General features: G+C 55.4%; 22 protein-coding genes and 1 riboswitch. Of the genes, 11 read left to right on the top strand and 11 right to left on the bottom strand.

Annotated elements, in window-relative coordinates:
- The first annotated feature begins 270 nt into the window (after positions 1-270).
- Genes citC through IBT46_RS24720 form a run of 6 tightly spaced genes read left to right on the top strand, consistent with a single transcriptional unit; the run spans position 271 to position 6,094 of the window.
- Complete coding sequence (gene citC, locus IBT46_RS24745; RefSeq protein WP_200547828.1) at positions 271-1,329, top strand: [citrate (pro-3S)-lyase] ligase; 1,059 nt, start codon at positions 271-273, stop codon at positions 1,327-1,329.
- On the top strand, positions 1,326-1,622 hold the full coding sequence (gene citD / locus IBT46_RS24740; protein ID WP_200547827.1) for a citrate lyase acyl carrier protein: 297 nt from the start codon (positions 1,326-1,328) through the stop codon (positions 1,620-1,622). The genes citC and citD overlap by 4 nt, the downstream gene beginning before the upstream one ends.
- A complete protein-coding gene (locus tag IBT46_RS24735; protein WP_200547826.1) occupies positions 1,619-2,527 on the top strand; it encodes an aldolase/citrate lyase family protein in 909 nt (302 codons plus the stop codon). Before citD ends, IBT46_RS24735 begins: the two co-directional genes overlap by 4 nt.
- Before the next feature lie 9 nt (positions 2,528-2,536).
- Entirely contained in the window at positions 2,537-4,054 is a 1,518-nt protein-coding gene (gene citF / locus IBT46_RS24730) for a citrate lyase subunit alpha (protein ID WP_200547825.1), read from the top strand.
- A 3-nt stretch (positions 4,055-4,057) separates the two neighbouring features.
- Entirely contained in the window at positions 4,058-4,609 is a 552-nt protein-coding gene (gene citX, locus IBT46_RS24725; RefSeq protein ID WP_200547824.1) for a citrate lyase holo-[acyl-carrier protein] synthase, read from the top strand.
- Positions 4,610-4,630: 21 nt separating this feature from the next.
- Positions 4,631-6,094: an anion permease gene (locus IBT46_RS24720; RefSeq protein ID WP_200547823.1), complete on the top strand. Its 1,464-nt coding sequence runs from the start codon at positions 4,631-4,633 to the stop codon at positions 6,092-6,094.
- 99 nt (positions 6,095-6,193) lie between these two features.
- Here the strand turns inward: IBT46_RS24720 and IBT46_RS24715 are convergent, their stop codons facing one another.
- Both IBT46_RS24715 and IBT46_RS24710 read right to left on the bottom strand, forming a co-directional pair.
- A complete protein-coding gene (locus IBT46_RS24715) occupies positions 6,194-6,853 on the bottom strand; it encodes a TenA family protein (RefSeq protein ID WP_200547822.1) in 660 nt (219 codons plus the stop codon).
- Positions 6,854-6,929: 76 nt separating this feature from the next.
- A riboswitch (TPP riboswitch) is annotated at positions 6,930-7,043 on the bottom strand.
- An 82-nt stretch (positions 7,044-7,125) separates the two neighbouring features.
- On the bottom strand, positions 7,126-8,067 hold the full coding sequence (locus IBT46_RS24710) for an Rpn family recombination-promoting nuclease/putative transposase (RefSeq protein ID WP_200547821.1): 942 nt from the start codon (positions 8,065-8,067) through the stop codon (positions 7,126-7,128).
- Between the two features lie 339 nt (positions 8,068-8,406).
- Between IBT46_RS24710 and IBT46_RS24705 the strand changes: the two genes are divergently transcribed.
- Genes IBT46_RS24705 through IBT46_RS24695 form a run of 3 tightly spaced genes read left to right on the top strand, consistent with a single transcriptional unit; the run spans position 8,407 to position 11,698 of the window.
- A complete protein-coding gene (locus IBT46_RS24705; RefSeq protein WP_200547820.1) occupies positions 8,407-9,798 on the top strand; it encodes a cytochrome c in 1,392 nt (463 codons plus the stop codon).
- A 20-nt stretch (positions 9,799-9,818) separates the two neighbouring features.
- Positions 9,819-10,175 (top strand): cytochrome c, encoded by a 357-nt coding sequence (locus IBT46_RS24700; RefSeq protein WP_200547819.1) that lies wholly within the window; start codon positions 9,819-9,821, stop codon positions 10,173-10,175.
- Positions 10,176-10,192: 17 nt separating this feature from the next.
- Entirely contained in the window at positions 10,193-11,698 is a 1,506-nt protein-coding gene (locus IBT46_RS24695; protein ID WP_200547818.1) for an FAD-binding oxidoreductase, read from the top strand.
- 179 nt (positions 11,699-11,877) lie between these two features.
- Here the strand turns inward: IBT46_RS24695 and phnN are convergent, their stop codons facing one another.
- The 9 genes from phnN to phnF are packed head-to-tail and all read right to left on the bottom strand — an operon-like array spanning position 11,878 to position 18,699.
- On the bottom strand, positions 11,878-12,441 hold the full coding sequence (phnN, locus tag IBT46_RS24690; protein WP_200547817.1) for a ribose 1,5-bisphosphokinase: 564 nt from the start codon (positions 12,439-12,441) through the stop codon (positions 11,878-11,880).
- Entirely contained in the window at positions 12,441-13,577 is a 1,137-nt protein-coding gene (gene phnM / locus IBT46_RS24685) for an alpha-D-ribose 1-methylphosphonate 5-triphosphate diphosphatase (RefSeq protein ID WP_200547816.1), read from the bottom strand. Before phnM ends, phnN begins: the two co-directional genes overlap by 1 nt.
- Positions 13,574-14,278 carry a phosphonate C-P lyase system protein PhnL gene (phnL, locus tag IBT46_RS24680; protein WP_200547815.1) on the bottom strand — a complete coding sequence of 235 codons (705 nt, stop codon included), beginning with the start codon at positions 14,276-14,278 and terminating at the stop codon, positions 13,574-13,576. The genes phnM and phnL overlap by 4 nt, the downstream gene beginning before the upstream one ends.
- 19 nt (positions 14,279-14,297) lie before the next feature.
- A complete protein-coding gene (phnK, locus tag IBT46_RS24675) occupies positions 14,298-15,056 on the bottom strand; it encodes a phosphonate C-P lyase system protein PhnK (RefSeq protein ID WP_200547814.1) in 759 nt (252 codons plus the stop codon).
- Positions 15,053-15,895 carry an alpha-D-ribose 1-methylphosphonate 5-phosphate C-P-lyase PhnJ gene (locus tag IBT46_RS24670; protein ID WP_105594866.1) on the bottom strand — a complete coding sequence of 281 codons (843 nt, stop codon included), beginning with the start codon at positions 15,893-15,895 and terminating at the stop codon, positions 15,053-15,055. The genes phnK and IBT46_RS24670 overlap by 4 nt, the downstream gene beginning before the upstream one ends.
- Positions 15,888-16,964 (bottom strand): carbon-phosphorus lyase complex subunit PhnI, encoded by a 1,077-nt coding sequence (locus IBT46_RS24665; RefSeq protein WP_105594865.1) that lies wholly within the window; start codon positions 16,962-16,964, stop codon positions 15,888-15,890. Before IBT46_RS24665 ends, IBT46_RS24670 begins: the two co-directional genes overlap by 8 nt.
- Positions 16,964-17,539 (bottom strand): phosphonate C-P lyase system protein PhnH, encoded by a 576-nt coding sequence (gene phnH / locus IBT46_RS24660; RefSeq protein ID WP_200547813.1) that lies wholly within the window; start codon positions 17,537-17,539, stop codon positions 16,964-16,966. The genes IBT46_RS24665 and phnH overlap by 1 nt, the downstream gene beginning before the upstream one ends.
- On the bottom strand, positions 17,539-17,979 hold the full coding sequence (phnG, locus tag IBT46_RS24655; protein WP_200547812.1) for a phosphonate C-P lyase system protein PhnG: 441 nt from the start codon (positions 17,977-17,979) through the stop codon (positions 17,539-17,541). Before phnG ends, phnH begins: the two co-directional genes overlap by 1 nt.
- Positions 17,980-18,699, bottom strand: coding sequence for a phosphonate metabolism transcriptional regulator PhnF (gene phnF / locus IBT46_RS24650; RefSeq protein WP_200547811.1), 720 nt, complete (start codon positions 18,697-18,699; stop codon positions 17,980-17,982).
- Positions 18,700-19,274: 575 nt separating this feature from the next.
- On the opposite strand from phnF, the gene IBT46_RS24645 reads away from it, so the two are divergent.
- Positions 19,275-19,934: an O-methyltransferase gene (locus IBT46_RS24645; protein ID WP_200547810.1), complete on the top strand. Its 660-nt coding sequence runs from the start codon at positions 19,275-19,277 to the stop codon at positions 19,932-19,934.
- 467 nt (positions 19,935-20,401) lie between these two features.
- On the top strand, positions 20,402-21,487 hold the full coding sequence (locus IBT46_RS24640) for an MBL fold metallo-hydrolase (RefSeq protein ID WP_200547809.1): 1,086 nt from the start codon (positions 20,402-20,404) through the stop codon (positions 21,485-21,487).
- The last annotated feature ends 570 nt before the right edge of the window (positions 21,488-22,057 follow it).

Genomic DNA, 22,057 nt, shown 5'->3' with positions numbered 1-22,057 from the left:
CAATAAAATTCAAACACACTGCATCAGTGAAAATAAAACCCTGCCAGTATCCGTCACAAAATTAATTAAGCAAATAAAAACCATTAAGCTCTTTTAAATCAGGTCGCAGTTTATGAAACAAATCAAAAAAAACGGCACGCCTTGCACGTAATATCGCCGCATTAGTCAGTCACCGAACGCATTCATGCAATGAATGTTATTGATTTGAAAAAATTTATCATCCTCTACGTTGCCTTAACGGAAACGTGAAGAGGTGGAAAAAGTTCAGATATGTTATCCCATTGTGTTTTTTCCCAGGTAAAACGCGCTGAAAACCGAAAGATGGCCGCCATTATTCAGTTTTTACGCCAAAACGATTTGAACATCGACACGTCGGTAGAGGTATTTATTACCGTCACCCGCGATGAGCAGCTGATTGCCTGCGGGGGCATTGCCGGAAATATTATTAAATGCGTTGCCATCAGCGAGTCCGCACGCGGGGAAGGCCTGGCGCTAACGCTGGCGACGGAATTAATCAACCTCGCCTATGAACGGCAGTGCACGCACTTATTTATTTACACGAAAAGTGAAAATGAGGCGTTATTTAAGCAGTGCGGCTTTTACCCTCTCGCCCGCGTTGCCGGCGTTATGGTGCTGATGGAAAATGATGCCACCCGCCTGGAGCGCTACGCCAGTTTTCTCACCACCCTGCGTCGCGGCGGCAGCAAAACCGGCTGCATCGTGATGAATGCCAATCCGTTCACCCTCGGCCACCGCTATCTGATCCAACAGGCCGCTGCCCGGTGTGACTGGCTGCACGTGTTCCTGGTGAAGGAAGATACCTCGCGCTTCCCGTATGAAGATCGCCTGGCGCTGGTGCGTGCCGGGACCGCAGACATTCAGGGCCTGACGGTGCATCGCGGCTCGGAATACCTGATCTCCCGTGCCACCTTCCCCTGCTACTTCATCAAAGAACAGGGAGTGATCGATCACTGCTACACCGAAATCGATCTGCAAATCTTTCGCCAGCACATTGCCCCGGCGCTGGGAATTACCCACCGCTTTGTCGGCAGCGAACCGTTTTGCGCGGTGACCGCTGATTACAACCGCGATATGCGCCGCTGCCTGAGCGATCCGGCGATGGACGCGCCACCGATTGAGCTGGTTGAAATTGAGCGCGTGCAGTATCAGGGCAAAGCCATTTCCGCTTCCTGGGTCCGCCAGCTGCTGGTGAAGCAGCAGATCGCCACGATCGAACATCTGGTGCCGCCCACCACCTTCGACTATCTGCAGCAAATGCTCCCTGCCGGGAAACAACCCCATTCTGAATCAGTAACAGGTGAAACATGAAAATAATCCATGCAGCCGTTGCCGGCACTCTGGAATCAGGCGATGTGATGATCCGCATCGCGCCTGCCGACGGGCAGGAAATCGATCTGCAAATTAACAGCAGGGTTGAAAAGCAGTTTGGTGAGGCGATCCGCACCACCATTGCGCAGACGCTGCGTCACTACGGCGTACAGGGCGTGCAGCTGATCGTCGACGATAAAGGCGCGCTGGACTGCATCCTGCGCGCCCGTCTGGAAACCCTGCTGGCCCGCGCCGCTGGCCTCGCCGCCCTGCCCTGGGAGAACGCAAAATGAGCACGCCACATAATGAAGCGCGGCGCTCGCGCATCCGCCGCAGCATGCTGTTTGTTCCCGGCGCTAACGCCGCGATGGTCAGTAACGCATTTATTTATCGCGCCGACGCGCTGATGTTTGACCTTGAAGACTCGGTGATCCTGCGCGAGAAAGACGCCGCCCGCCGTCTGGTTTATCACGCACTCCAGCATCCCCTTTACCGGGACGTCGAAACCATTGTGCGCGTCAATGCCCTGGATTCCGCCTTCGGTCTGGACGATCTGGAGGCCGTGGTGCGCGGCGGCGCGGATATCGTGCGCCTGCCGAAAACCGACACCGCGCAGGACGTTATTGATATTGAGACTGAAATCAGCCGCATCGAAGCGCAGTGCGGCCGCGAGCCCGGCAGTACCGGATTACTGGCGGCCATCGAATCCGCTCAGGGGATTACCCAGGCGGTGGCAATTGCCCACGCGTCACCGCGTTTAATCGGCATCGCGCTGGGGGCGGAAGACTACGTGCGCGATCTGCGCACCGAGCGCTCCCCGGAAGGCGTAGAGCTGCTGTTTGCCCGCTGCTCGATTCTGCAGGCTGCACGTTCGGCGGGCATTCAGGCGTTCGACACCGTCTATTCCGATGCCAACAACGATGCCGGTTTCCTGCATGAAGCGGCGCATATCCACCAGCTGGGTTTCGACGGTAAATCGCTGATTAACCCGCGCCAGATCGATTTGCTGCACAACCTCTATGCCCCCACGCGCAAGGCCTTTAATCAGGCTCAACAAATTGTCGAGGCTGCCGAAACGGCGGCGCTTGAAGGGCGCGGCGTGGTGTCCCTCAACGGAAAAATGGTCGACAGCCCGGTCATTGAGCGCGCCCGCCTGGTGCTTTCCCGCGCGGTGCTTTCCGGAATTCGTGATGAATAAGGACAGACTATGACTCAGCATCAACAGCAGGAACACAGCAGCGAGCAGCGCCGGTCAGCGTTTGACTATCCGGCGTATCAACCGGTTTCGAAACTCAATTTGCAGGCACAGAAACCCCGGGATGGCAAACTGTGCGCCACTCTCGAAGAGGCCGTTCGCCGTTCTGGGCTCAAAGACGGTATGACCGTTTCTTTCCATCACGCTTTTCGCGGTGGCGATCTGACGCTTAATGCGGTGATGGAAACCCTGGCCCGTATGGGATTTAAAAACCTGACGCTGGCCTCCAGTTCACTGAACGACTGCCACGCGCCGCTGGTCGATCACATCCGCAATAACGTGGTCAGCCGCATTTACACCTCCGGCCTGCGTGGCCCACTGGCGGAAGCCATATCACGCGGGCTGCTTGCCGAACCGGTACAAATCCACTCACACGGCGGCCGAGTAGAGCTGGTTGAGCGCGGCGAACTGAGCATCGATGTCGCTTTTCTTGGCGTACCGGCCTGCGACCCGGCGGGGAACGCCAATGGCCGCATCGGACGCGCCTGCTGCGGCTCATTAGGCTATGCCAAAGTCGATGCCGATTACGCCCATAAGGTGGTGCTGCTGACTGAAGAAATCGTCAGCTACCCGCACGCACCGGCCAGCATTGCGCAGGATCGGGTCGATCTGATTGTTCAGGTCGATCGGGTGGGCGATGCCGACAAAATCGGCGCGGATGCCACCCGCATGACCACGAATCCTCGTGAGCTACTGATCGCCCGCAGCGCCGCCGAAGTGGTAGTTAATTCTGGTTACTTCAGGAACGGATTCTCGCTGCAAACCGGCACCGGCGGTGCCTCACTGGCGGTGACCCGTTTCCTGGAGGACAGCATGCGCCGCCGCGATGTTCACGCCGCGTTTGCCCTGGGCGGCATTACCGCCGCGATGGTCGACCTGCACGAAAAGGGGCTGATCGGCAAGCTGATCGACGTGCAAAGCTTTGACCGCCACGCGGCGGAATCGCTGGCGCGCAACCCAAACCATATTGAGATCAGCGCCAACCAGTACGCCAACTGGAGTTCAAAAGGTGCCTCGGTCGATCGCCTGGATGTGGTGATCCTCAGCGCGTTGGAGGTGGACACCAGTTTTAACGTCAACGTGCTGACCGGTTCCGACGGCGTACTGCGGGGAGCTTCAGGCGGCCACTGTGACACGGCGGTTGCCGCCGCGCTGTCGATTATCGTTGCTCCGCTGGTTCGGGGCCGTATCCCAACGCTGGTTGATAAGGTCACCACCTGCGTGACGCCGGGTTCCAGCATCGACATTTTGGTTACCGATCACGGTATTGCCGTTAATCCGGCCCGCCCCGAACTGGCCGATCGGCTGAAGGAGGCTGGTATGAAGGTGGTGCCGATTGAATGGCTGCGCGAGCGGGCCGAACTGCTGACCGGCAAGCCTCGGCCGATTGCCTTTACCGATCGAACTATTGCGGTGGTGCGCTACCGCGACGGCTCGGTGATTGATGTCGTTCGTCAGGTCAGGGAGTGAATCATGCCGCTATATATCACCTCGGCCACCCGCGCCGTTATCACCGTGGAGCAGCTGCTGACCAGCCGGGATGCACGCCGCGCACGTCAGCAGGAATGGCTGGCGCACGATGCCAGTACGTTAATTTCCTTCACCGTTCTGGCACCGGGATCGGTAAAAGACAGCCCGCTCACACGGCACATTTTCAATCGCGGCCTGCGGGCGTTACGGCAGTTGCTGGAAGCGTCCGGCTGGGAAATTAACCGCCAGCGTTGCGTTGCGCTACCCAGCGGCCCGGAAGGTCTGCTGGCGGTTAGCGCTCCCGCCGAACGGGTGAAGCGCGCGATGATCGATCTCGAGCAGGCTTCGCCGCTGGGCAGGCTGTGGGATTTTGACGTGCTCACGCCGCAGGGAACCCTTCTGTCGCGCAAAGACTTCAACCTGCCTCCCCGCACCTGTCTGCTGTGTCAGCAGGAGGCCTCGGTGTGCGCCCGCAATCGCGCACATCCGATGACCGACCTGCTCCGCCAGATGGACGCACTGCTCCAGCAGGCTGATGCCATTAACCATCATTAAATCCCTGATAGAGGATCGATTATGTCCATTGCGAAAGATAAGATATGGAAATCTCTGGCACCGCTGATTGTTCTCGCCATTATGCTGCTGATCCCGGTGCCTGACGGCATGCCGCCGCAGGCCTGGCACTATTTTGCGGTATTTGTGGCAATGATTGTTGGGATGATCCTTGAACCTATCCCGGCAACCGCCATCAGTTTTATTGCCATGACGGTCTGCGTTATCGGCAGTCACTACGTGTTGTTTGATGCCGCCGAGCTGGCAGACCCGGAATTTAACGCCGGGAAACAGGCGCTGAAATGGGGGCTGGCAGGCTTTTCCAGCTCGACGGTCTGGCTGGTATTTGGCGCCTTTATCTTTGCGCTGGGCTATGAAGTCACCGGTCTGGGTCGGCGTATCGCGCTGTTTATGGTTAAGTTTATGGGCAAGCGCACGCTGACGCTGGGCTACGCCATCGTGATCATCGACGTTATGCTGGCACCGTTTACCCCTTCCAATACCGCACGCACCGGCGGCACGGTGTTCCCGGTGATCAAAAACCTGCCGCCGCTGTTTAAATCGTTCCCCAACGATCCCTCGTCAAAGCGCATCGGCGGCTACCTGATGTGGATGATGGTGATAGGCACCAGCCTCAGCTCATCGATGTTTATTACCGGTGCCGCGCCTAACGTGCTGGGCCTGGAGTTTGTGGGTAAAATTGCCGGTATTCATATCAGCTGGCTGCAGTGGTTCCTCAGCTTCCTGCCGGTGGGGATTATCCTGCTGATCGTGGCACCCTGGCTGTCCTATATTCTCTATAAACCAGAGATCACCCACAGCGAGGAAGTCTCAAACTGGGCGGGTGGCGCGCTAAAAGAGATGGGTCGCCTGACGCGCCAGGAGATGACGCTGATTGGTCTGGTGCTGCTGAGTCTGTCTTTGTGGGTATTTGGCGGCAAAATTATTAACGCCACGGCGGTCGGCCTGCTGGCGGTATCCCTGATGCTGGCGCTGCACGTGGTGCCGTGGAAGGACATCACCAAATATCACAGCGCCTGGAATACTCTGGTTAACCTCGCCACGCTGGTGGTGATGGCGAATGGCCTGACCCGCTCCGGCTTTATCGACTGGTTTGCCAACACCATGAGTCGCCATCTGGAGGGATTCTCCCCCAGCGGTACGGTGGTGGCGCTGGTGCTGGTGTTCTACTTTGCCCACTATCTGTTTGCCAGCCTGTCGGCCCACACCGCCACCATGCTGCCGATGATCCTTGCCGTGGGTAAAGGCATTCCCGGCGTGCCGATGGAGCACCTGTGTATCCTGCTGGTGCTGTCTATTGGGATTATGGGCTGCCTGACGCCGTATGCCACCGGTCCCGGCGTGATTATCTACGGCTGCGGCTACGTTAAGTCGAAAGATTACTGGCGGCTGGGTGCGATATTCGGCGTGGTATTTATTTCGCTACTTCTGCTGGTCGGCTGGCCAATTCTGGCGCTGTGGAGCTGATTTTTCGGGGCAGTTTTTTTGGGGCAGACTGCGCTGGCTTTCTGCCCCTTCTTTATGACGCTCCGGATGCCCGAGTTTCTCGGGCAACTCGTATTGGCATTACTCCGCTTTCAGCGTGATTTTCGCATAAGCCGCATCAAAGAACGCCTTCTCAAGCCCCACTGCACGGCGGAAAAGATCCTCACACTGCAAGGCTTCTGCTGGCCCAACGCGATCCAGTTCCTCGCGGATAAACGCCACAAACGCGTTGAAATCCGGATTATCGTGCAGCGTGACCCACTCGGCGTAGACGAAATTCTCCGGCAGCGGTCGGGCTGCCTGAGTCGCCCAATCATAATACAGCCATTCAGCCACGTTCAGCACGGTGAGGATCGCCGCATAGCTGCGAGTGGCCGCCGCTTCACGCATGATGGCTTTGAAACCGGCCGTCGGCGCGGTATCCGGCTGTTCGTTGCGTAGCTGTTCACTGACGCCCAGTGCGGTAAACGAACGCAGGAAATAGGTGTTTTCTTCGGAGGAAACCATCCCGGCAAAGCGGCCAAAACGCAGGCGTGCTTCGGTGGTATCCGCACTGGCCATTGCCGCACCAACCAGGATCAGGAAGCTGTCGAGGAAGCGGTGATCCTGAATCAGATAATTGATCATCACGCGGTCGTCAACGGTGCCAGTCACCAGCTCCTCAACGAAACGGTGATTAACGGCAGCCGACCAGGTTGGCAGATTCTGGTTACGCAGGATTTCGGTAAAACGTTCGGTCATCGTGTTGTCCTGTAAAGTAAAGACAGCGCGACTGAATGTGGATACTCTGGCCGTCTCGATCGGAGGCAGGCAAAAGTCAGACAGGTTGCGCCATCCCTTCGCCGGCATTATCCGGATCAGGTATTAAGGGTCTTTGCACCGTTGCATGTGCAAACTCTCAGCCCGCTGGTGGGCTCCCCCTGGAAAGGTTCGGCAAGAAACATAACCTGTCAGTTCAGATGTTGTAAACAAAAACTCTAAGACTTAAAAACTGTACAGCGGACGAAATAAAATCAATTCGGTATCTTTGCAAGGTCATCTTCACTCAAACCGGTTATCTTCATCACCGTGATCGGATCCAGTCCATTGTGCAGCATCATTCGCGCAATTCTCAGCGTAGCTGAACGTTCGCCGCGCTGCTCCCCGAGCAGAATCCCTTTTTTCATTCCTTTCTTTTCAAGCTGCTCTGCAAGAGTCATTAGCTGATCCTTATGCGACGGCACGCGCAGTGCCAGTTTACGGATAAAAACCTCTGCATCGGACAATTCCGCGGTGTGCGCAAAATAGTTTATCAGCGTAACCAACTGCTGTCCCGTCATGTGTTTTGCCAAAATCAGGGTTGCCAACCGGTCCAACAGCCCGGCGAGATCGCGCTGATGGATATGTTTCTGCAACAGGGTCAGTGCCGCCATACTCCGATGCTGCATAATTTCATCATCCGAAATCACCGTTACATCGACCAGCGTGAAAGTGCCTCCGTATATTTTCTCAGCCAGTGCCGGATCGTCAAACTCATCCAGCCAGCGGGTCGACCAGGGATACGGACTGCGTTTTCCCGCATAGAACAGCACCGGGATGACGAGCGGTAGTTTTTTATGCCCGGCTTCAAGATGGCGCTGCATCGCCGCCACCGCGTAACGCATCAACCGGAAGGCCATATGTTTATCTGGTGTTGACTGGTGTTCAATAAGAACGTGGACGTATGCATCACCGCTAATGGTTTTCATGCTATAGAGCACATCGCTGAAGTAGGCACGCAGGCTTTCCTCGATAAAACTCCCTGACTGTAGCTTGAGCGTGCTGAAATCACATATTTTTTGCAGCGCAGGTGGCAGATGCAGCCGCATAAAATCGCGAGCGGTATCGGGATGATTCAGAAACTGTTTAAATGCCAGATCGTGCGGCGTATGGGATGAGCTTTTCTTCTCTTCAACGACCCTGTTTTCTGTTGCCATGTCCACTCCCTGGAGCAGTAGCGATAAGGTCTGATTAAGATTACCGAATTATAATTAACGATGCGGATAAAAGCCTGAGTATTGCCTCGCATAAATAAATGTAAATTATATGCAATGACCAGTATGTCTTCATAAAAAATCGAATTTACCCGCTTCGGCATTTTTGGTTTAAAAAATTGACCGACACTGGAACATACTCACCTCGTTTTTAAGCCTGAGAAAATAATTAAAAAACTCAGGCACTGTCCTCTCGAGTTATTTCAACAATTAATACCCGTATTGCTAATCAACGAGCACCAAATAGCGAAAAAATAATTCACATTCAAGGCATCAAAACCGATGAAAAATGGCCAGGGAAAGACCAAAAATCACACCCAATGTTCGACCACATCCCGGCTATGCCGCTGGACCAGCGGGATCGTTGCCTGTGTGGCTGTGGCTGCCGTGCTTGCCTGGTTAGCCACTCTTATCATCCCCAAACCTGGCTATCCCAACGCTAAAATATCCTCGCCGATGGATGAACAACAGGTTGCACGCGGTGAATATCTGGCTCGCGTGGGTGACTGTGTTGCCTGTCATACGGCCCCCGGTAAACCGGCATTTAGTGGCGGTTTACCCATCGCCTCCCCGATTGGTGGCATGATCCCGCCGAACATCACGCCGGATAAGAAAACCGGCATTGGTAACTATTCGTTTGGTGACTTTGAACGTGCGGTCAGATACGGCATTGCTCCTTCAGGTGACACGTTATACCCCGCCATGCCGTGGACCTCTTACTCGCGTATTACTGACAACGACATGGCAGCGCTTTATGCCTATTTCATGCATGGTGTCACGCCTGTCGCGGCTCCCCGCGAGCACAACACCATTCCCTGGCCGCTCTCGCTGCACTGGCCCATGACCTGGTGGCGCTGGCTTTTTGCTCCAAAACCGCTGCCTCCGGGTCCGTTGCCGAAGGAACCGGTTGCGCTGGGTGCTTATTATGTCACCGGTCTCGGCCACTGCGGTGCCTGCCATACGCCCCGCGCCATCACGCTGCAGGAAGTCGTTTTTGATAACAGCAAAGGCACCCAGTATTTGTCCGGCGCTCAGGTCATTGATGGCTATTCGGTGCCCTCATTACGCGGCGAGCAGCGCTCAGGGATGGGGCAAACTCACGCTGATGAAATCGTTGCGCTACTGAAAACCGGCCGTTCAGATAAAACCGCCACTTTCGGCCCGATGTCCGATGTTGTCACCCACTCCACACAATATATGTCGGACAGCGATCTCTCGGCCATCGCCGCTTATCTGCGTTCGTTACAGCCGAATATCATACAGGATAAACCCTATTACGATTTAACAACCCTGAATCAATTATCGCGAGGAGAGGCATTAAGTCCCGGAGCAAAACAGTATTTATCCCACTGCGAAGGCTGCCATTTATCTAACGGACTGGGCTACAAAAATAAATTCCCGGCGCTGGCATTAAACACCATGGTTAATAATCCCGACCCGGCCAGTTTAATAAAAATTGTGCTGGAAGGCGCAACCAATGCCGAAACAAAACACAGCAACACGCTTTATTCTATGCCCGCTTATGCCGATTCACTCAGTGACGGAAATATCGCCGATATATTGAATTTCATTCGTTCGTCATGGGGCAATCAGGCACCTGAAGTGTCCGCTTCAGCGGTGGCCGAGGTGCGGAAAAATATAACAACGCGGAGCGCTAACAGCGTACGCGACTAATGAGAACTGACGGAGTGGGTATGAAAAACAGCAATCGCCGCTTACTGATATGGCTTTTCCTGACCAGCATGGCGATTTTCGCTGCGCCGCAGGCACTGGCGATGTCGGATGGCACGGATGGTAAAAGCCAGGAATTTGCGCAGTCCGAAACGGCCAGCCGCTGCATGAGCTGTCATGGTCCGGGCGGTATAAGCCAGAATCCGGAGTGGCCCAATCTGGCCGGGCAAAAAGCACCCTATTTGCGCAGTCAGCTCCAGGCCTTTCGTGACGGCAGTCGTAAAAACGGCATGATGCAGAACGTTGTTAACGGTCTGACGGACACCGACATCAGCCAGCTTTCTCATTACTTTAGCCAGTTGCCTTCCGCCAACCCGTAATCTGACAAGGAGCTTTTGTGCAGACGTTATTACTGGCACGCAGACATTTTCTCAAGGCCGCAGCGGCCGTTGGCACACTGTTTTCCGGCCTGCTTCGCCCGGTAGCCAGTTTTGCTGCCGGCAGCGATACTGTTCGACCGACAGACTTCAAAGGGCCCTTTATCAGCCACGCCGACCCGCGCTATTTTCGCTGGTTCTGGGCGATGACCTGGTACAATAAAAAACCGAAACGATTCCCTGATGTGATTGCTCAGCCGCTGGACGCTGAAGATATAAAAATCCTGCTGATCTATGCAAAGCAGACGGGGCGTCGAGTTGCACTGCGCAGCTCCGGGCATAACATCACGCTGGCCCCGTTACGCAACGGGGCAGTGACCATCGACATGTCGCGTTTTAACAGTATTGAGCTGGACCCACAGACCAAAACCGCCTGGGCCGGGCCCGGGGTTCTTAGCCAGGAACTGAACGAAGCCTCCTTTGATAAAGGGCTGGTATTCCCCGGGGCGCATACCGGATTCGTTACCCTCGGTGGATTTTTGTTAGGCGGTGGCATGGGCTGGAATATGCCCGCCTATGGTATGGCGTGCGGATCGATTCTTGCGGCAGAGGTGATGTTAGCGGACGGTTCCATCGTTATGGCCTCGCCGGATGAAAACCCGGATCTCTACTGGGCAATGCGCGGCGTTGGTCCGGGATTTTTCGCCGTGGTGCTGCGCTACAGGCTTCAGCTGCACGATGCGCCCACCGCGATTATGAACAGTTTTTACTTTCCCGTTACGGACCTGCGCCCCGCGCTGGATGAAATCATGACGCTGCTGCCGGCCAATGCGAAGCGCTCGGAGATCCTCGGCGCGCTGGGCAAGTTCTCCCCTCCGGGCACACCGCCGTCAGAACAGCGCTGGCATCTGGCGCTTAACGTGATTTCATTTGGCAGTACGGAGGCAGAAGCACGGGAAGTGGCCGACATTTTCAATAACAGCAAACTCCCGGATTTGTGCACCCTGCAAAGCGTGCATAATCGCTCCCTGACCTATCTGGATCTGTTCCAGGCGTTGGGCGCAACGGATGCCTACAGCACCAGCAGAACCAGCGAAACGGCCTTTTTCACCGATCGGCCAGAGCTGGCACTGCCGGTTGTTGCCGAACTGCTGGAAAACGAAGCCGTTGATTCGCGTTCGTTTGGTTTTTCGGTGATTGATACCAATCCGACGGTGCCGGAACCGTGCAGCTTTACCTACTGGGCACCGCACTATATCTCCTGGTATCTGATCGGCTCAACGGAAGAAGAAATTGAGGCGAACAGGAAGCTGATGCTGAAACTTAACGCGGCGATCAAACCGTACGCGAAAGGTTACTACATTAACGAAATCGATTTGGATGTCGCTCCGGAGATGGTGAATCAGTGTTTTTCTACCGAGAAATGGCAGAAGCTGAACCAGGTTCGGGAGATGTACGATCCGGAAAAACGCTTTTACAGCTATATCAAACAGGAAAAGAACGGGGTTGTTGTCTCTGACCTGTGAGGGACCGGTGGCAGTCTGCGGCATGCTTTGCGCGTCAATTGCAGCATATGGCAACAGATAATGGCTCATTGTAATCAGTCATCAATTTTTGATTTCTTAGTTTGGCTTTGAAAAAGTCACTTTGACCTTCATTCAGGCAGCCATTGTGCGCAAGTGCACAATGGCTGGCCGTAGTACGGTTACCTGCTGTTCTGTTGCGTATCCCGGCACGGTACTTCCGCCAGCAACAGCGAAAAATCTTTTAGCGTCCGTTCCAGTGTCCCGTCGTTATTCAGGGTCACGCATCCCATTGAGATCGGCTCTGCCGCACGCTGCATCCGCCGGGCAATTTCGCTTTCGTCCTCGCGTCCGCGCTGGCGCAGCCGCTTCGCCAGCACCTCCGGCGAAACCTGCAGGCACACCGGCAGCAGACGGTCGCCGTAGCGCTGCTGTGCAACAGTCAGATGGCGGCGCGAACCGTTGACCACCACGTCCAGTCCGCTGGCCAGCCACAGATCGATCTCGCTGCCCAGCGCGTAGTAAAACTGGTGCGCCTGCCACTCAATGGCAAACATGCCGAATTCGCTGCGGCGCAGGAACTCATGCTCGCTGAGCGCAATATGATTTTCCCCTCCGGCAGAGGCGCTGCGGGTAATATAGCGGTGCGCCACTACCACCCGATCGGGAGCGCTTTCGCGCAGCGCCAGCAGCAGGCTGTCCTTGCCGGAGCCGGATGCCCCCATCAGCCAGATTAACCGCGCCATCAGAACACCATCCGGCCTTTCGCCCAGACGTTTTTGATATAGACCTGTTCCCTTGGCTGATGAACCAGCACCAGATCCGCACGTTTTCCTTCGGCGATCACGCCGCGATCGGTCAGCCCGATGGCGTGCGCCGGGTTACGGGTGACCAGCGCAACGGCGGCAGGCAGATCCATCGCGATCTCATCATCAGCAGCCAGACGGAAGGCGGCATCCAGCAGGCTTGCCGGATAGTAATCCGAGGAAAGGATATCCAGCAGCCCCTTTGAGGCCAGGTCGCGTGCCGCCACGTTGCCGGAGTGCGATCCACCGCGAACGATATTCGGCGCGCCCATCAGCACCTGTAGCCCCATCTCGCGCGATGAACGTGCGGCCTCTTCGGTGGTCGGGAACTCGGCGACCGTGCTGCCGACACCTTTCGACTCCAGCACGTGGTCATGGGTGGCGTCATCATGGCTGGCCAGCGGAATATGATACTGGCGGCACCAGGCGGAGATCGCCTCACGATTTGGCGTTGACCAGCGCGCGGCAAGGCGCAGCTGATCGGCCTGATAGGCATCCAGCTGCTCGTCGTTCATCTGGTATTTGCCGCCAAAATAGGTACGCCACGCGTCCAGCGAAACGTACTGGCGCTGGCCCGGCGAATGGTCCATCAGCGACACCAGCGACAGCGCCGGATTGCACATCAGCTGTTCAAACAGCGGCAGCGTGGAGTCGTGCGGCAGCTCGCAGCGCAGATGCAGGCGATGCTCGGCGCGGTTCAGGCCGTGCTTTTCACTGTGGCGGATGGCGTTAATCATCTTGTTGAGATTTTCCATACGGTGGCCGCCGTCGCGCACGTCGCCCACGCCGATGGCATCCAGCACCGTGGTGATCCCGCTGGCAATAATCAGCGCATCGTGGCTGCTCATTGCCGAATGCGCGGGCCAGTCCACCTTCGGGCGCGGTGTAAAGAATTTATCCAGATTGTCGGTATGCAGCTCGACCATACCTGGCATCAGCCAGCCGCCCTCGCCGTCGATGGCGCCCGGCAGCTGACTTGGGGTTTCGGCATAGGCGGTAATGATGCCGTTATCACAGGCCAGCGAGCCGCTGACCACTTCCCGTTCGAGGATAAGCTTTACGTTGTTAATGATCATACGGCGTGCTCCGGGGTAACAGACTGCATCACATGCAGACGATCGGCGACGCGTTCGCGCACCGCATTATCATGAAAAATTCCGACGATGGCGGCACCGCGGGCGCGCGCCTGTTCAATCAGTGAAACCACTGCTGCGCAGTTAACGCTGTCCAGCGAGGCGGTGGGTTCATCCAGCAGCAGAATCGGTGATTCGGCGATAAAACCGCGCGCGATATTGACCCGCTGCTGCTCACCGCCGGAGAAAGTTGACGGCGGCAGCGACCACAGACGCGACGGCACGTTCAGATGCCCCAACAGCGCCTGCGCCCGCTCCTCGCTTTCCGCCCGATCCACGCCGCGCTCCAGCAGCGGCTGCATCACCACCTCCAGCGTGCTGATACGCGGGATCACCCGCAGAAACTGGCTGACCCAGCCAATCGTATCGCGGCGCAGCGCGAGGATCTGCCTGGCCGGGGCGCTGACCAGATCCACCCAGTGCTGATGATGTTCAACCCAGATATGGCCGCTGTCCGGCAGATAGTTACCGTACAGCGAACGCAGCAGTGTGGATTTACCGCTGCCGGAATGCCCGTGCAGCACCACGCATTCGCCAGCAGCCACCTGAAGGGACGCGTTATTCAGCACCGGAAGCCTTGCGCCGTGCTGATTGTGCATGACGAAGGTTTTAGACAGATTCTCGATGCGCAGTTTGAGGTTCATAGCGGTTTCTCAACATGGGTTACAGAATGGATGACACCAGCAGCTGGGTATAGGGATGATGCGGATCGTCGAGCACCCTGTCGGTCAGACCGCTCTCCACCACCTGTCCCTGCTTCATCACCAGCAAACGATGGGCCAGCAGACGCGCCACGCCGAGGTCGTGGGTGACAATCACCACCGCCAGATTGAGATCGCGCACCAGGTTACGCAGCAGATCCAGCAGCCTCGCCTGCACCGACACATCCAGTCCGCCGGTCGGTTCATCCATAAATACCAGCTTCGGCCCGGTGACCAGGTTACGGGCGATCTGCAAACGCTGCTGCATACCACCGGAGAAAGTGCCCGGCAGGTCATCGATGCGCGCCAGCGGGATCTCCACATCTTCCAGCCACTGGCCGGCCTTCTCGCGGATCTGCCCGTAGTGGCGCTCGCCGACCGCCATCAATCGCTCGCCGATATTGCCACCAGCTGATACCTGCGCGCGTAATCCGTCCATCGGATACTGATGCACCACGCCCCACTGGGTGCGCAGCAGGCGGCGGCGTTCACTTTCGCTCATCGCATAAAGGTCATTACCCTGATAGATAATTTCGCCCTGCTGCGGTGGCAGACGGGCCGAAATCGCCTTCAACAGAGTGGTCTTCCCGGAGCCGGATTCCCCGACGATCCCCAGCACTTCACCCGGGTAAAGTTCAAATGACACATCGCTGAACCCCTTCCCCGGCGCGTAGAGATGGGTGAGCTGATTGACCGTCAGCAGCGGCGACTCAATGTTCATGACTGGCTTTCCTGTTGCTGATGGCAGTAATCGGTATCGGAGCAGACAAACATCCTGGTGCCGCTGTCGTCCATCACCACCTCATCCAGATAGCTCGTGCGCGATCCGCAGATGGCGCAGGGCTGGTCCCACTGCTGGACGGTGAACGGGTGATCGTCGAAGTCGAGGCTTTCCACTTTGGTATACGGCGGCAGCGCGTAGATGCGCTTTTCACGCCCGGCACCAAACAGCTGTAGCGCGGGCATCATATGCATTTTCGGGTTGTCGAATTTCGGGATCGGTGACGGGTCCATCACGTAGCGATCGTTGACCTTAACCGGATAGGCATAGGTGGTGGCGATATGACCGTAGCGGGCAATATCCTCATACAGCTTCACCTGCATGATGCCGTACTCTTCCAGCGCGTGCATGGTGCGGGTTTCGGTTTCGCGCGGCTCAATAAAACGCAGCGGTTCGGGGATCGGCACCTGATAAATCAGCACCTGATCTTCGGTCAGCGGAGTCTCGGGAATGCGGTGGCGGGTCTGGATCAGCGTAGCATCTACGGTACGCTCGGTTACCGCTGCGCCGCTAACCCGCTGGAAAAATCGGCGGATAGAAACCGCATTGGTCGTATCGTCGGCCCCCTGATCGATCACCTTCAGCACGTCGTGTTCGCCGATCATACTGGCGGTCAGCTGGATGCCGCCGGTTCCCCAGCCGTAGGGCATCGGCATTTCACGCCCGCCGAACGGAACCTGATAACCGGGGATCGCCACCGCCTTGAGGATCGCCCGGCGGATAGTGCGTTTGCTTTGCTCATCCAGATAGCCCGGATTGTAACCATGCAGTTCAGCCACGTTGCTTCTCCTGATACTCCGCGCGCAGGCGCTTTAACAGTTCCAGCTCGGCCTGGAAATCGACGTAGTGCGGCAGCTTGAGGTGCGAAACAAAGCCCGCCGCCTCAACGTTATCCGCGTGCGACAGAACAAATTCCTCGTCCTGTGCCGGGCTGGTGATGCGCTCGCCGTATTCATCGGTTTGCAGAGCGCGATCCACCAGCGCCATCGCCATCGCTTTACGCTCGGCACGGCCAAAGACCAGACCGTAGCCGCGGGTGAAATGCGGTGCAGCATCGGCAGGGGTGGTAAAGCCGTTGACCATTTCACACTCGGTCAGCAGGATTTCACCGATCTCCAGCGGGAAGCCCAGCTCCTCGGGCGCGATTTCCACCGTGACGTAGCCGGTACGGATCTCACCGGCAAACGGGTGGGTGCGGCCGTAGCCGCGCTGGGTGGAATAGCCCAGCGCCAGCAGGAATCCCTCATCGCCGCGCACCAGCTGCTGTAGCTTCGCCGAACGCGGCAGCGGATAAGAAGGCGGATCGCGGGTAATATCCAGCGGTTCACTGCCGTCATCCTCTTCGGCTATCGCCAGCCCCTCACGGGTCATCAGGTCAAACATATGCGGGCAGCGCTCGTCCAGCGGCTGTTCAGCACGCTGCGCGGGCGGCGTTTTTCCCTCGGCCAGCAGGGTAAAATCCAGCAGGCGGTGGGTGTAATCGTAGGTTGGCCCCAGCAGCTGTCCGCCGGGCAGGTCTTTATAAACGGCGGAGATCCGTCGCTCTACGCGCATCTTTCCGCTCTCCAGCGGCAGGCTGTCGGCGAGGCGCGGCAGCGTGGTGCGATAGGCGCGCAGCAGGAAAATCGCCTCCACCAGATCGCCACTGGCCTGCTTGATAGCCAGCGCGGCCAGCTCGCGGTCGTGGATGCCGCCTTCGGTCATCACCCTGTCCACCGCCAGGCCCAGCTGCTGGTCAATCTGCTGACACTGCAACTCCGCCTCGCTGCGGTCGCCGCGTCGCAGATCTTCCTGTAGCCGGTGGGCGGCGGCTATCGCCTTCTCGCCCCCTTTCACCGCAACGTACATCAGCACACCTCCACGTTGGTGGTGCGCGGCAGGGCCATCATGTTTTCACCACAGGTGAAGATCAGATCGATACCCTGAGGGAAGGTATGCGCTCGTTTACGCAGGAATTTCAGCACGCTTTCCGGCAGCTGCGGCGCAATCGCCCGGGTTTCCATCAGTCCGGGACCGCGCAGGCGCAGCGTCAGCCCGCCGCTCAGCCCGGCGACATCAATAATCAGCGTGCTGCTTTTCTCCGGCGAGACGTTATCGCCCGGCGAGAAGCTGGCGATATCAACGGCAGATTTGGCATGCAGCAGGGCAAACGGCGCGTCGGTACGATCGGTAACCGGCGCACCGGTGTGAAAACGCAGATTGTTCAGCAGCGCCTCATCATGAAAGCGCTCATCGATCCACAGCGGCGTTTCACGATCCACCAACGTCATCAGCACCGCCGTTGCCGCCACCGAGGTACGACCCCAGGCGGGCAGCGACGGCAGAGAAACCATCACGCCCGGCTCGCTCATGGCTTTAAGGATACGACGGAAGGCGTGCTGGGCATCGGCAACCGGATGGCTGAAACTGGCGAGTAGAGTCATTAATTGTCTCCCCTGACGAGGGTGAAGAAGTCAACGCGACTGCTGGCAACTTCGCGGGAACGCAGCAACAGCTGTTCCTGACGTGCGGCGGCCAGCGGCGCAATAATCTGTTGGTGAAGTGTCTGTGCGCTGTCGCCCTGTAGCAGGGCATCCAGCAGCGCGCAGCGTTCCGCGTGGGCTTTATCGCGCCCGATAATATAGCTGTAGCCGCAGGTGCCATTTTCCAGCTGGACCACCGCGCGGGTGACGGTGGTATCACCGAGAATAAAGCGTCGCCCGGTTCCCCCCATTCGCGCCTGGAGACGGGTCAGCCCGGTTTCCGGCGCGCGCAGCAGTTGGTACTGCGGTTGCAGCGTTGATGGCCAGTGCGCCAGCAGCTGTTGCGGGCTGCTGTGGGCCAGTACTGAGAGCCAGTGCTGGCGGGCCTTATGTGCTTCCATTTAATGCTCCAGCGTGAGTTCAATCATGTCGGCACGCGTCAGGCTGACGGAGTATTCCGCCATCGCGCCGCTGCCGTTACGGGTATTCAGGGTGCGCACGCACAGCAGCGGTGCATGCAGCGTGACTTCCAGCAGCCGGCTCTCTTTCGCCTGTGCGCGGCGGGCGGCGATGCGCGTCTGCTTGCGCGTCAGATCTTCGCCCAGCTGCTGGCTGATGAAGTCGTGCAGCGATCCGCTGGTAAACTTTTGCAGCTGCGGCCACCAGTCCAGATCGGGCAGATAGTGATTAATCACGCACACCGGTACGCCGTTAACCCGGCGAAGAGTGCGCAGGTGGATCACCGTATCGCCCTCGTTACAGGCCAGCGCGGCGGCCACCTCGGCGTTGCAGGGGCGTAACACGGCCAGCAGGCGTTCGCTGGTGGGATGGCTCCCCTGCTCCATCAGGTTCTGGCTGAACCGCGCCTGTGCGTGCAGCGGGTAGTCGTACGGGCGCATCAGCACCAGAATGCCAACGCCCTGACGGCGCTGAACCAGTCCTTTATCAACCAGTTCATCCACCGCGCGGCGCAGGGTATGACGGTTGACCTCATAGTGTGCGGCCAGCTGTTTTTCCGACGGCAGATATTCGCCGCAGCGATAGCGGCTGCGCAGTTCATCTTCCAGCCGGGCGGCGATGGCCTGATATAAAGTGGTCGGATGTCTGGATAAGTTGAGCATTAAAAAAATCTCCACAGCGTCATACCCGGCGGGAAGCTGTTGTCTGCTAATTGCTGCTTCCTGCCACCGATGGCCGTTACTTTGCCGGGGTTGTGTGACACTGCGGTTAAGGGGAGATGACGTTTGTGAAATGCTGCTAAAGCAGAGGATTCGCTGGCCGTCAGGTGCTCAGGTTGACCGTTACAGGCAGATCGCCGAGACGCCGTTAATCCCTCCCTGTAGCCCTGGCTGCCGCATCCTTGCGGCAGCCAGGGCTAACCTGTCCCGTAACGGTCATCCTCTCTACATGGGTGTTGCTGCCATCTCATGTCAGATTATCCGGCAGCGATACCAAAGCATTGAGGCAATCGGGGCTGGACGGATTAGCGGACCGTCCGAGCACATGGATGTGCGAGGCCGAGCGGACAAGGACGTGACAGCGGGTCCGCGTTCCGGCCAGCCCCGATACGCCAGTCGCGAAACATACAGCTACACCAAATCCCAAACTGATAAGCCAGCCTCTCAGCTTTCAGAGACCACACCTATTCAAAACTGACTTATAGTTATTACCTCTGCCCCAAAACAGGAAACGCAAAATGGATCAACAACGCTGGGCCACCGTCGACAATTATCTGATTGAACAACTCGTCCCGCAGGATGAGGCCCTGCTGGCCGCACTGGATGCCAACAAAAACGCCGGACTGCCGCCGATTGACGTGGCCCCTAATCAGGGAAAGTTACTCTATCTGTTCGCCAAAATGATCGGTGCCAGACGCATTCTGGAAATCGGCACGCTGGGTGGGTACAGCACGATCTGGCTGGCACGCGCGCTGCCGGAGGATGGCAAAGTGATCACCCTTGAGTATCAGCCGCGCCACGCCGAAATCGCCAGTCACAACATTCGCCGCGCCGGGCTGGAAAGCAAAGTGACTATTCTCGTCGGTGCCGCACGGGATACGCTGCCAACCCTCGAAGGTTCCGCCCCGTTCGATATGATCTTTATCGATGCCGATAAGCAAAATAACCCGATCTATCTGGAGTGGGCGCTGAAATACTCGCGCTCCGGTACGGTAATCATCGGCGACAACGTGGTACGCAGCGGGAAAATTACCGATGCCGAAGATGCCGATCCGAATCTCCAGGGGCTGCGGGAATTTCTCAGTCTGGTGGGCAACGACGATCGGCTGGAAGCCACGGCGGTTCAAACCGTCGGGGCCAAAGGGTGGGATGGACTGGCGATGGCGCGGGTGAAATAGGATAAGTTTGAACCCGGCGACCGTTATGTGGCCCATCTATGACGTCCCGTTCCAGCCTTTCTGGCTTCTGTGTCGCTGTTTTTAAAACCGGGCGGTGGTCGCCGGGGTAGGTCCGAGCGTTACAAAGAACGATGCTAGCCATGAGGACATCCCCGAGTGGGGATGTGCACTCATCTGACCATACATTTGCATTTTACCTGCCTGTTTGCGTTTCATTTGGACATCTGCAACAACAAAATCAAAATAAGTCATTTACTGAACTGACTGACGGCTTTGAGCGAAAAGCGGATATAAAAACTTGCTGGCTCATAGTAGTTGCATGCTCAAGCTAATATATTTAATTTAAGTGCCTTTCCAATAATACTGACCAACTAAAAATATTTAAATTTATAGCACTTGCATTTCCATGAGATATAAGTACTATAAATTCAACGCAATCGATTTTATATCACAAAGGTGGGGTTATAATGATTAGAACTTTTCATTCGATAGGGCAAGGCGCTTTTTATACAGAAGAGTTTGATGAGTTTAGGTTTGTATATGATTGTGGAACCGATACCGATGGAAAAAAAAGAATCGAAAAATATATAAAAAATCACTTTAAAGAAAACGACATCATTAATGCTTTATTTATATCGCATTTTCACAGAGATCATATTAATGGATTGGAATATTTGCTTTCAAACTTCGAAGTTGAGAAAGTGTTCATCCCCCAATACGAGGTATATGAACATGTGCTTGATTTTATGTATACTGATGGCAATCTAAATTCATTTGATACGAAATTAACAATAAACCCTGTCGAAACGATAAAATCAACCTCACCCCAGACAAAAGTTATTTTAGTAAAAAAACACATGTTTGGGGATGATCCAGATGAGATAAATATCGATGCTTTGGATGATGGTGATGTTATTAATAGCGGTACTTTATTGCATTCATGCATTCCTAACTGGATTTTCATTCCGATAAACTATGACAATAGCAATCGCTCTTCAATTTTCAAGCGATTTTTAAAGAATCATAATATTGAATTTAATTTCCCGGAAGATTTCATTACTGCATGGAATTCAAAAAAAACAAAAAGAGAAATAAAACAAGCATTTGATAAGCTACCAAAAAATCAAAATGAAAACTCAATGGTTGTTTATTCAGGACCTAATTCGGATGAAAAATATAGACAATACATGCAGTTGTCGTTACCTTTTCATTTTCATTTTCAACACTTTATGCCATTACTTTCGATAGATGCTGGCTGTATATATTTTGGAGACTATGAGACTCATGATGATGCATGGACGGAAACAGATCGTATTCTTAATAAATATTACAGTTTAACTGGAGTTATACAGATTCCGCATCATGGCTCATCAGAGAACTATAGGGATGAAATTAACATGAAGAGGTTCCTATATTCAGTTATATCATACGGAACCACTAATAAACACGGGCATCCAGGTTCTTTTACCACTGCATCGATCACAAAAAACCATGGAATTTTATTAGAGGTTACAGAGAATCCATATACAAGGGTACATTTCTTTGTAGAATAAAAATTCTACACACTTCCCATTAAATAAGCAATTAGATTATTAAAAAGAAAACCCAATCATTTACATTAATCAGTATAACAATGTAAATGTTCTGTTTTTAGACTCACAAGTCATCCTACCAGAAGATAAAAAATATAATTATTTTAATTTTTGTTATTGTGTTTTCATGTTCTAACAACCGCCATCAGTATTTACCCCATAGCCCCTCTATTTATATGAGCATTGAAAACAACACATTAATATAATTCCAAATGAATAGTAAGAACAAGTTTCGTTTACAAAGTCCGGTCCTGGCACACAGCAAATATTCAAATATTCAAATATTCAAATATTCAAATATTCAAATATTCAAAATATGTACAATCAGATTTTGCTGGCGATGGTCGAGAAAAATGCAAACGGGTAGTAAGACCGGATGCAGTTGCTCACACAAGGCTGAACCGATCCTGATGTTTTTCAGGCAGCACCGAAGAAAACAGCAGGCTGGCCGTGCACCCGGGAGGGACATCCGCAGCGCTGAACGCAGAAAGGAAGCCAGGATTCCCCCGCATGGACGCGGGGGAAAGGCGC

This window comes from Erwinia sp. S38, from assembly GCF_016624545.1.
GTDB classification, from domain to species: Bacteria; Pseudomonadota; Gammaproteobacteria; order Enterobacterales; family Enterobacteriaceae; genus Erwinia; species Erwinia coffeiphila.
Note: the sequence above shows the minus strand (reverse complement) of the source record. Positions and strands in the feature narration are given on the sequence as shown.

Coding starts and splice junctions, on each gene's coding strand:
- citC (WP_200547828.1), top strand. CDS start 271: ATGTTATCCCATTGTGTTTTTTCCCAGGTAAAACGCGCTGAAAACCGA.
- citD (WP_200547827.1), top strand. CDS start 1,326: ATGAAAATAATCCATGCAGCCGTTGCCGGCACTCTGGAATCAGGCGAT.
- IBT46_RS24735 (WP_200547826.1), top strand. CDS start 1,619: ATGAGCACGCCACATAATGAAGCGCGGCGCTCGCGCATCCGCCGCAGC.
- citF (WP_200547825.1), top strand. CDS start 2,537: ATGACTCAGCATCAACAGCAGGAACACAGCAGCGAGCAGCGCCGGTCA.
- citX (WP_200547824.1), top strand. CDS start 4,058: ATGCCGCTATATATCACCTCGGCCACCCGCGCCGTTATCACCGTGGAG.
- IBT46_RS24720 (WP_200547823.1), top strand. CDS start 4,631: ATGTCCATTGCGAAAGATAAGATATGGAAATCTCTGGCACCGCTGATT.
- IBT46_RS24715 (WP_200547822.1), bottom strand. CDS start 6,853: ATGACCGAACGTTTTACCGAAATCCTGCGTAACCAGAATCTGCCAACC.
- IBT46_RS24710 (WP_200547821.1), bottom strand. CDS start 8,067: ATGGCAACAGAAAACAGGGTCGTTGAAGAGAAGAAAAGCTCATCCCAT.
- IBT46_RS24705 (WP_200547820.1), top strand. CDS start 8,407: ATGAAAAATGGCCAGGGAAAGACCAAAAATCACACCCAATGTTCGACC.
- IBT46_RS24700 (WP_200547819.1), top strand. CDS start 9,819: ATGAAAAACAGCAATCGCCGCTTACTGATATGGCTTTTCCTGACCAGC.
- phnN (WP_200547817.1), bottom strand. CDS start 12,441: ATGGCGCGGTTAATCTGGCTGATGGGGGCATCCGGCTCCGGCAAGGAC.
- phnM (WP_200547816.1), bottom strand. CDS start 13,577: ATGATCATTAACAACGTAAAGCTTATCCTCGAACGGGAAGTGGTCAGC.
- phnL (WP_200547815.1), bottom strand. CDS start 14,278: ATGAACCTCAAACTGCGCATCGAGAATCTGTCTAAAACCTTCGTCATG.
- phnK (WP_200547814.1), bottom strand. CDS start 15,056: ATGAACATTGAGTCGCCGCTGCTGACGGTCAATCAGCTCACCCATCTC.
- IBT46_RS24665 (WP_105594865.1), bottom strand. CDS start 16,964: ATGTACGTTGCGGTGAAAGGGGGCGAGAAGGCGATAGCCGCCGCCCAC.
- phnH (WP_200547813.1), bottom strand. CDS start 17,539: ATGACTCTACTCGCCAGTTTCAGCCATCCGGTTGCCGATGCCCAGCAC.
- phnG (WP_200547812.1), bottom strand. CDS start 17,979: ATGGAAGCACATAAGGCCCGCCAGCACTGGCTCTCAGTACTGGCCCAC.
- phnF (WP_200547811.1), bottom strand. CDS start 18,699: ATGCTCAACTTATCCAGACATCCGACCACTTTATATCAGGCCATCGCC.
- IBT46_RS24645 (WP_200547810.1), top strand. CDS start 19,275: ATGGATCAACAACGCTGGGCCACCGTCGACAATTATCTGATTGAACAA.
- IBT46_RS24640 (WP_200547809.1), top strand. CDS start 20,402: ATGATTAGAACTTTTCATTCGATAGGGCAAGGCGCTTTTTATACAGAA.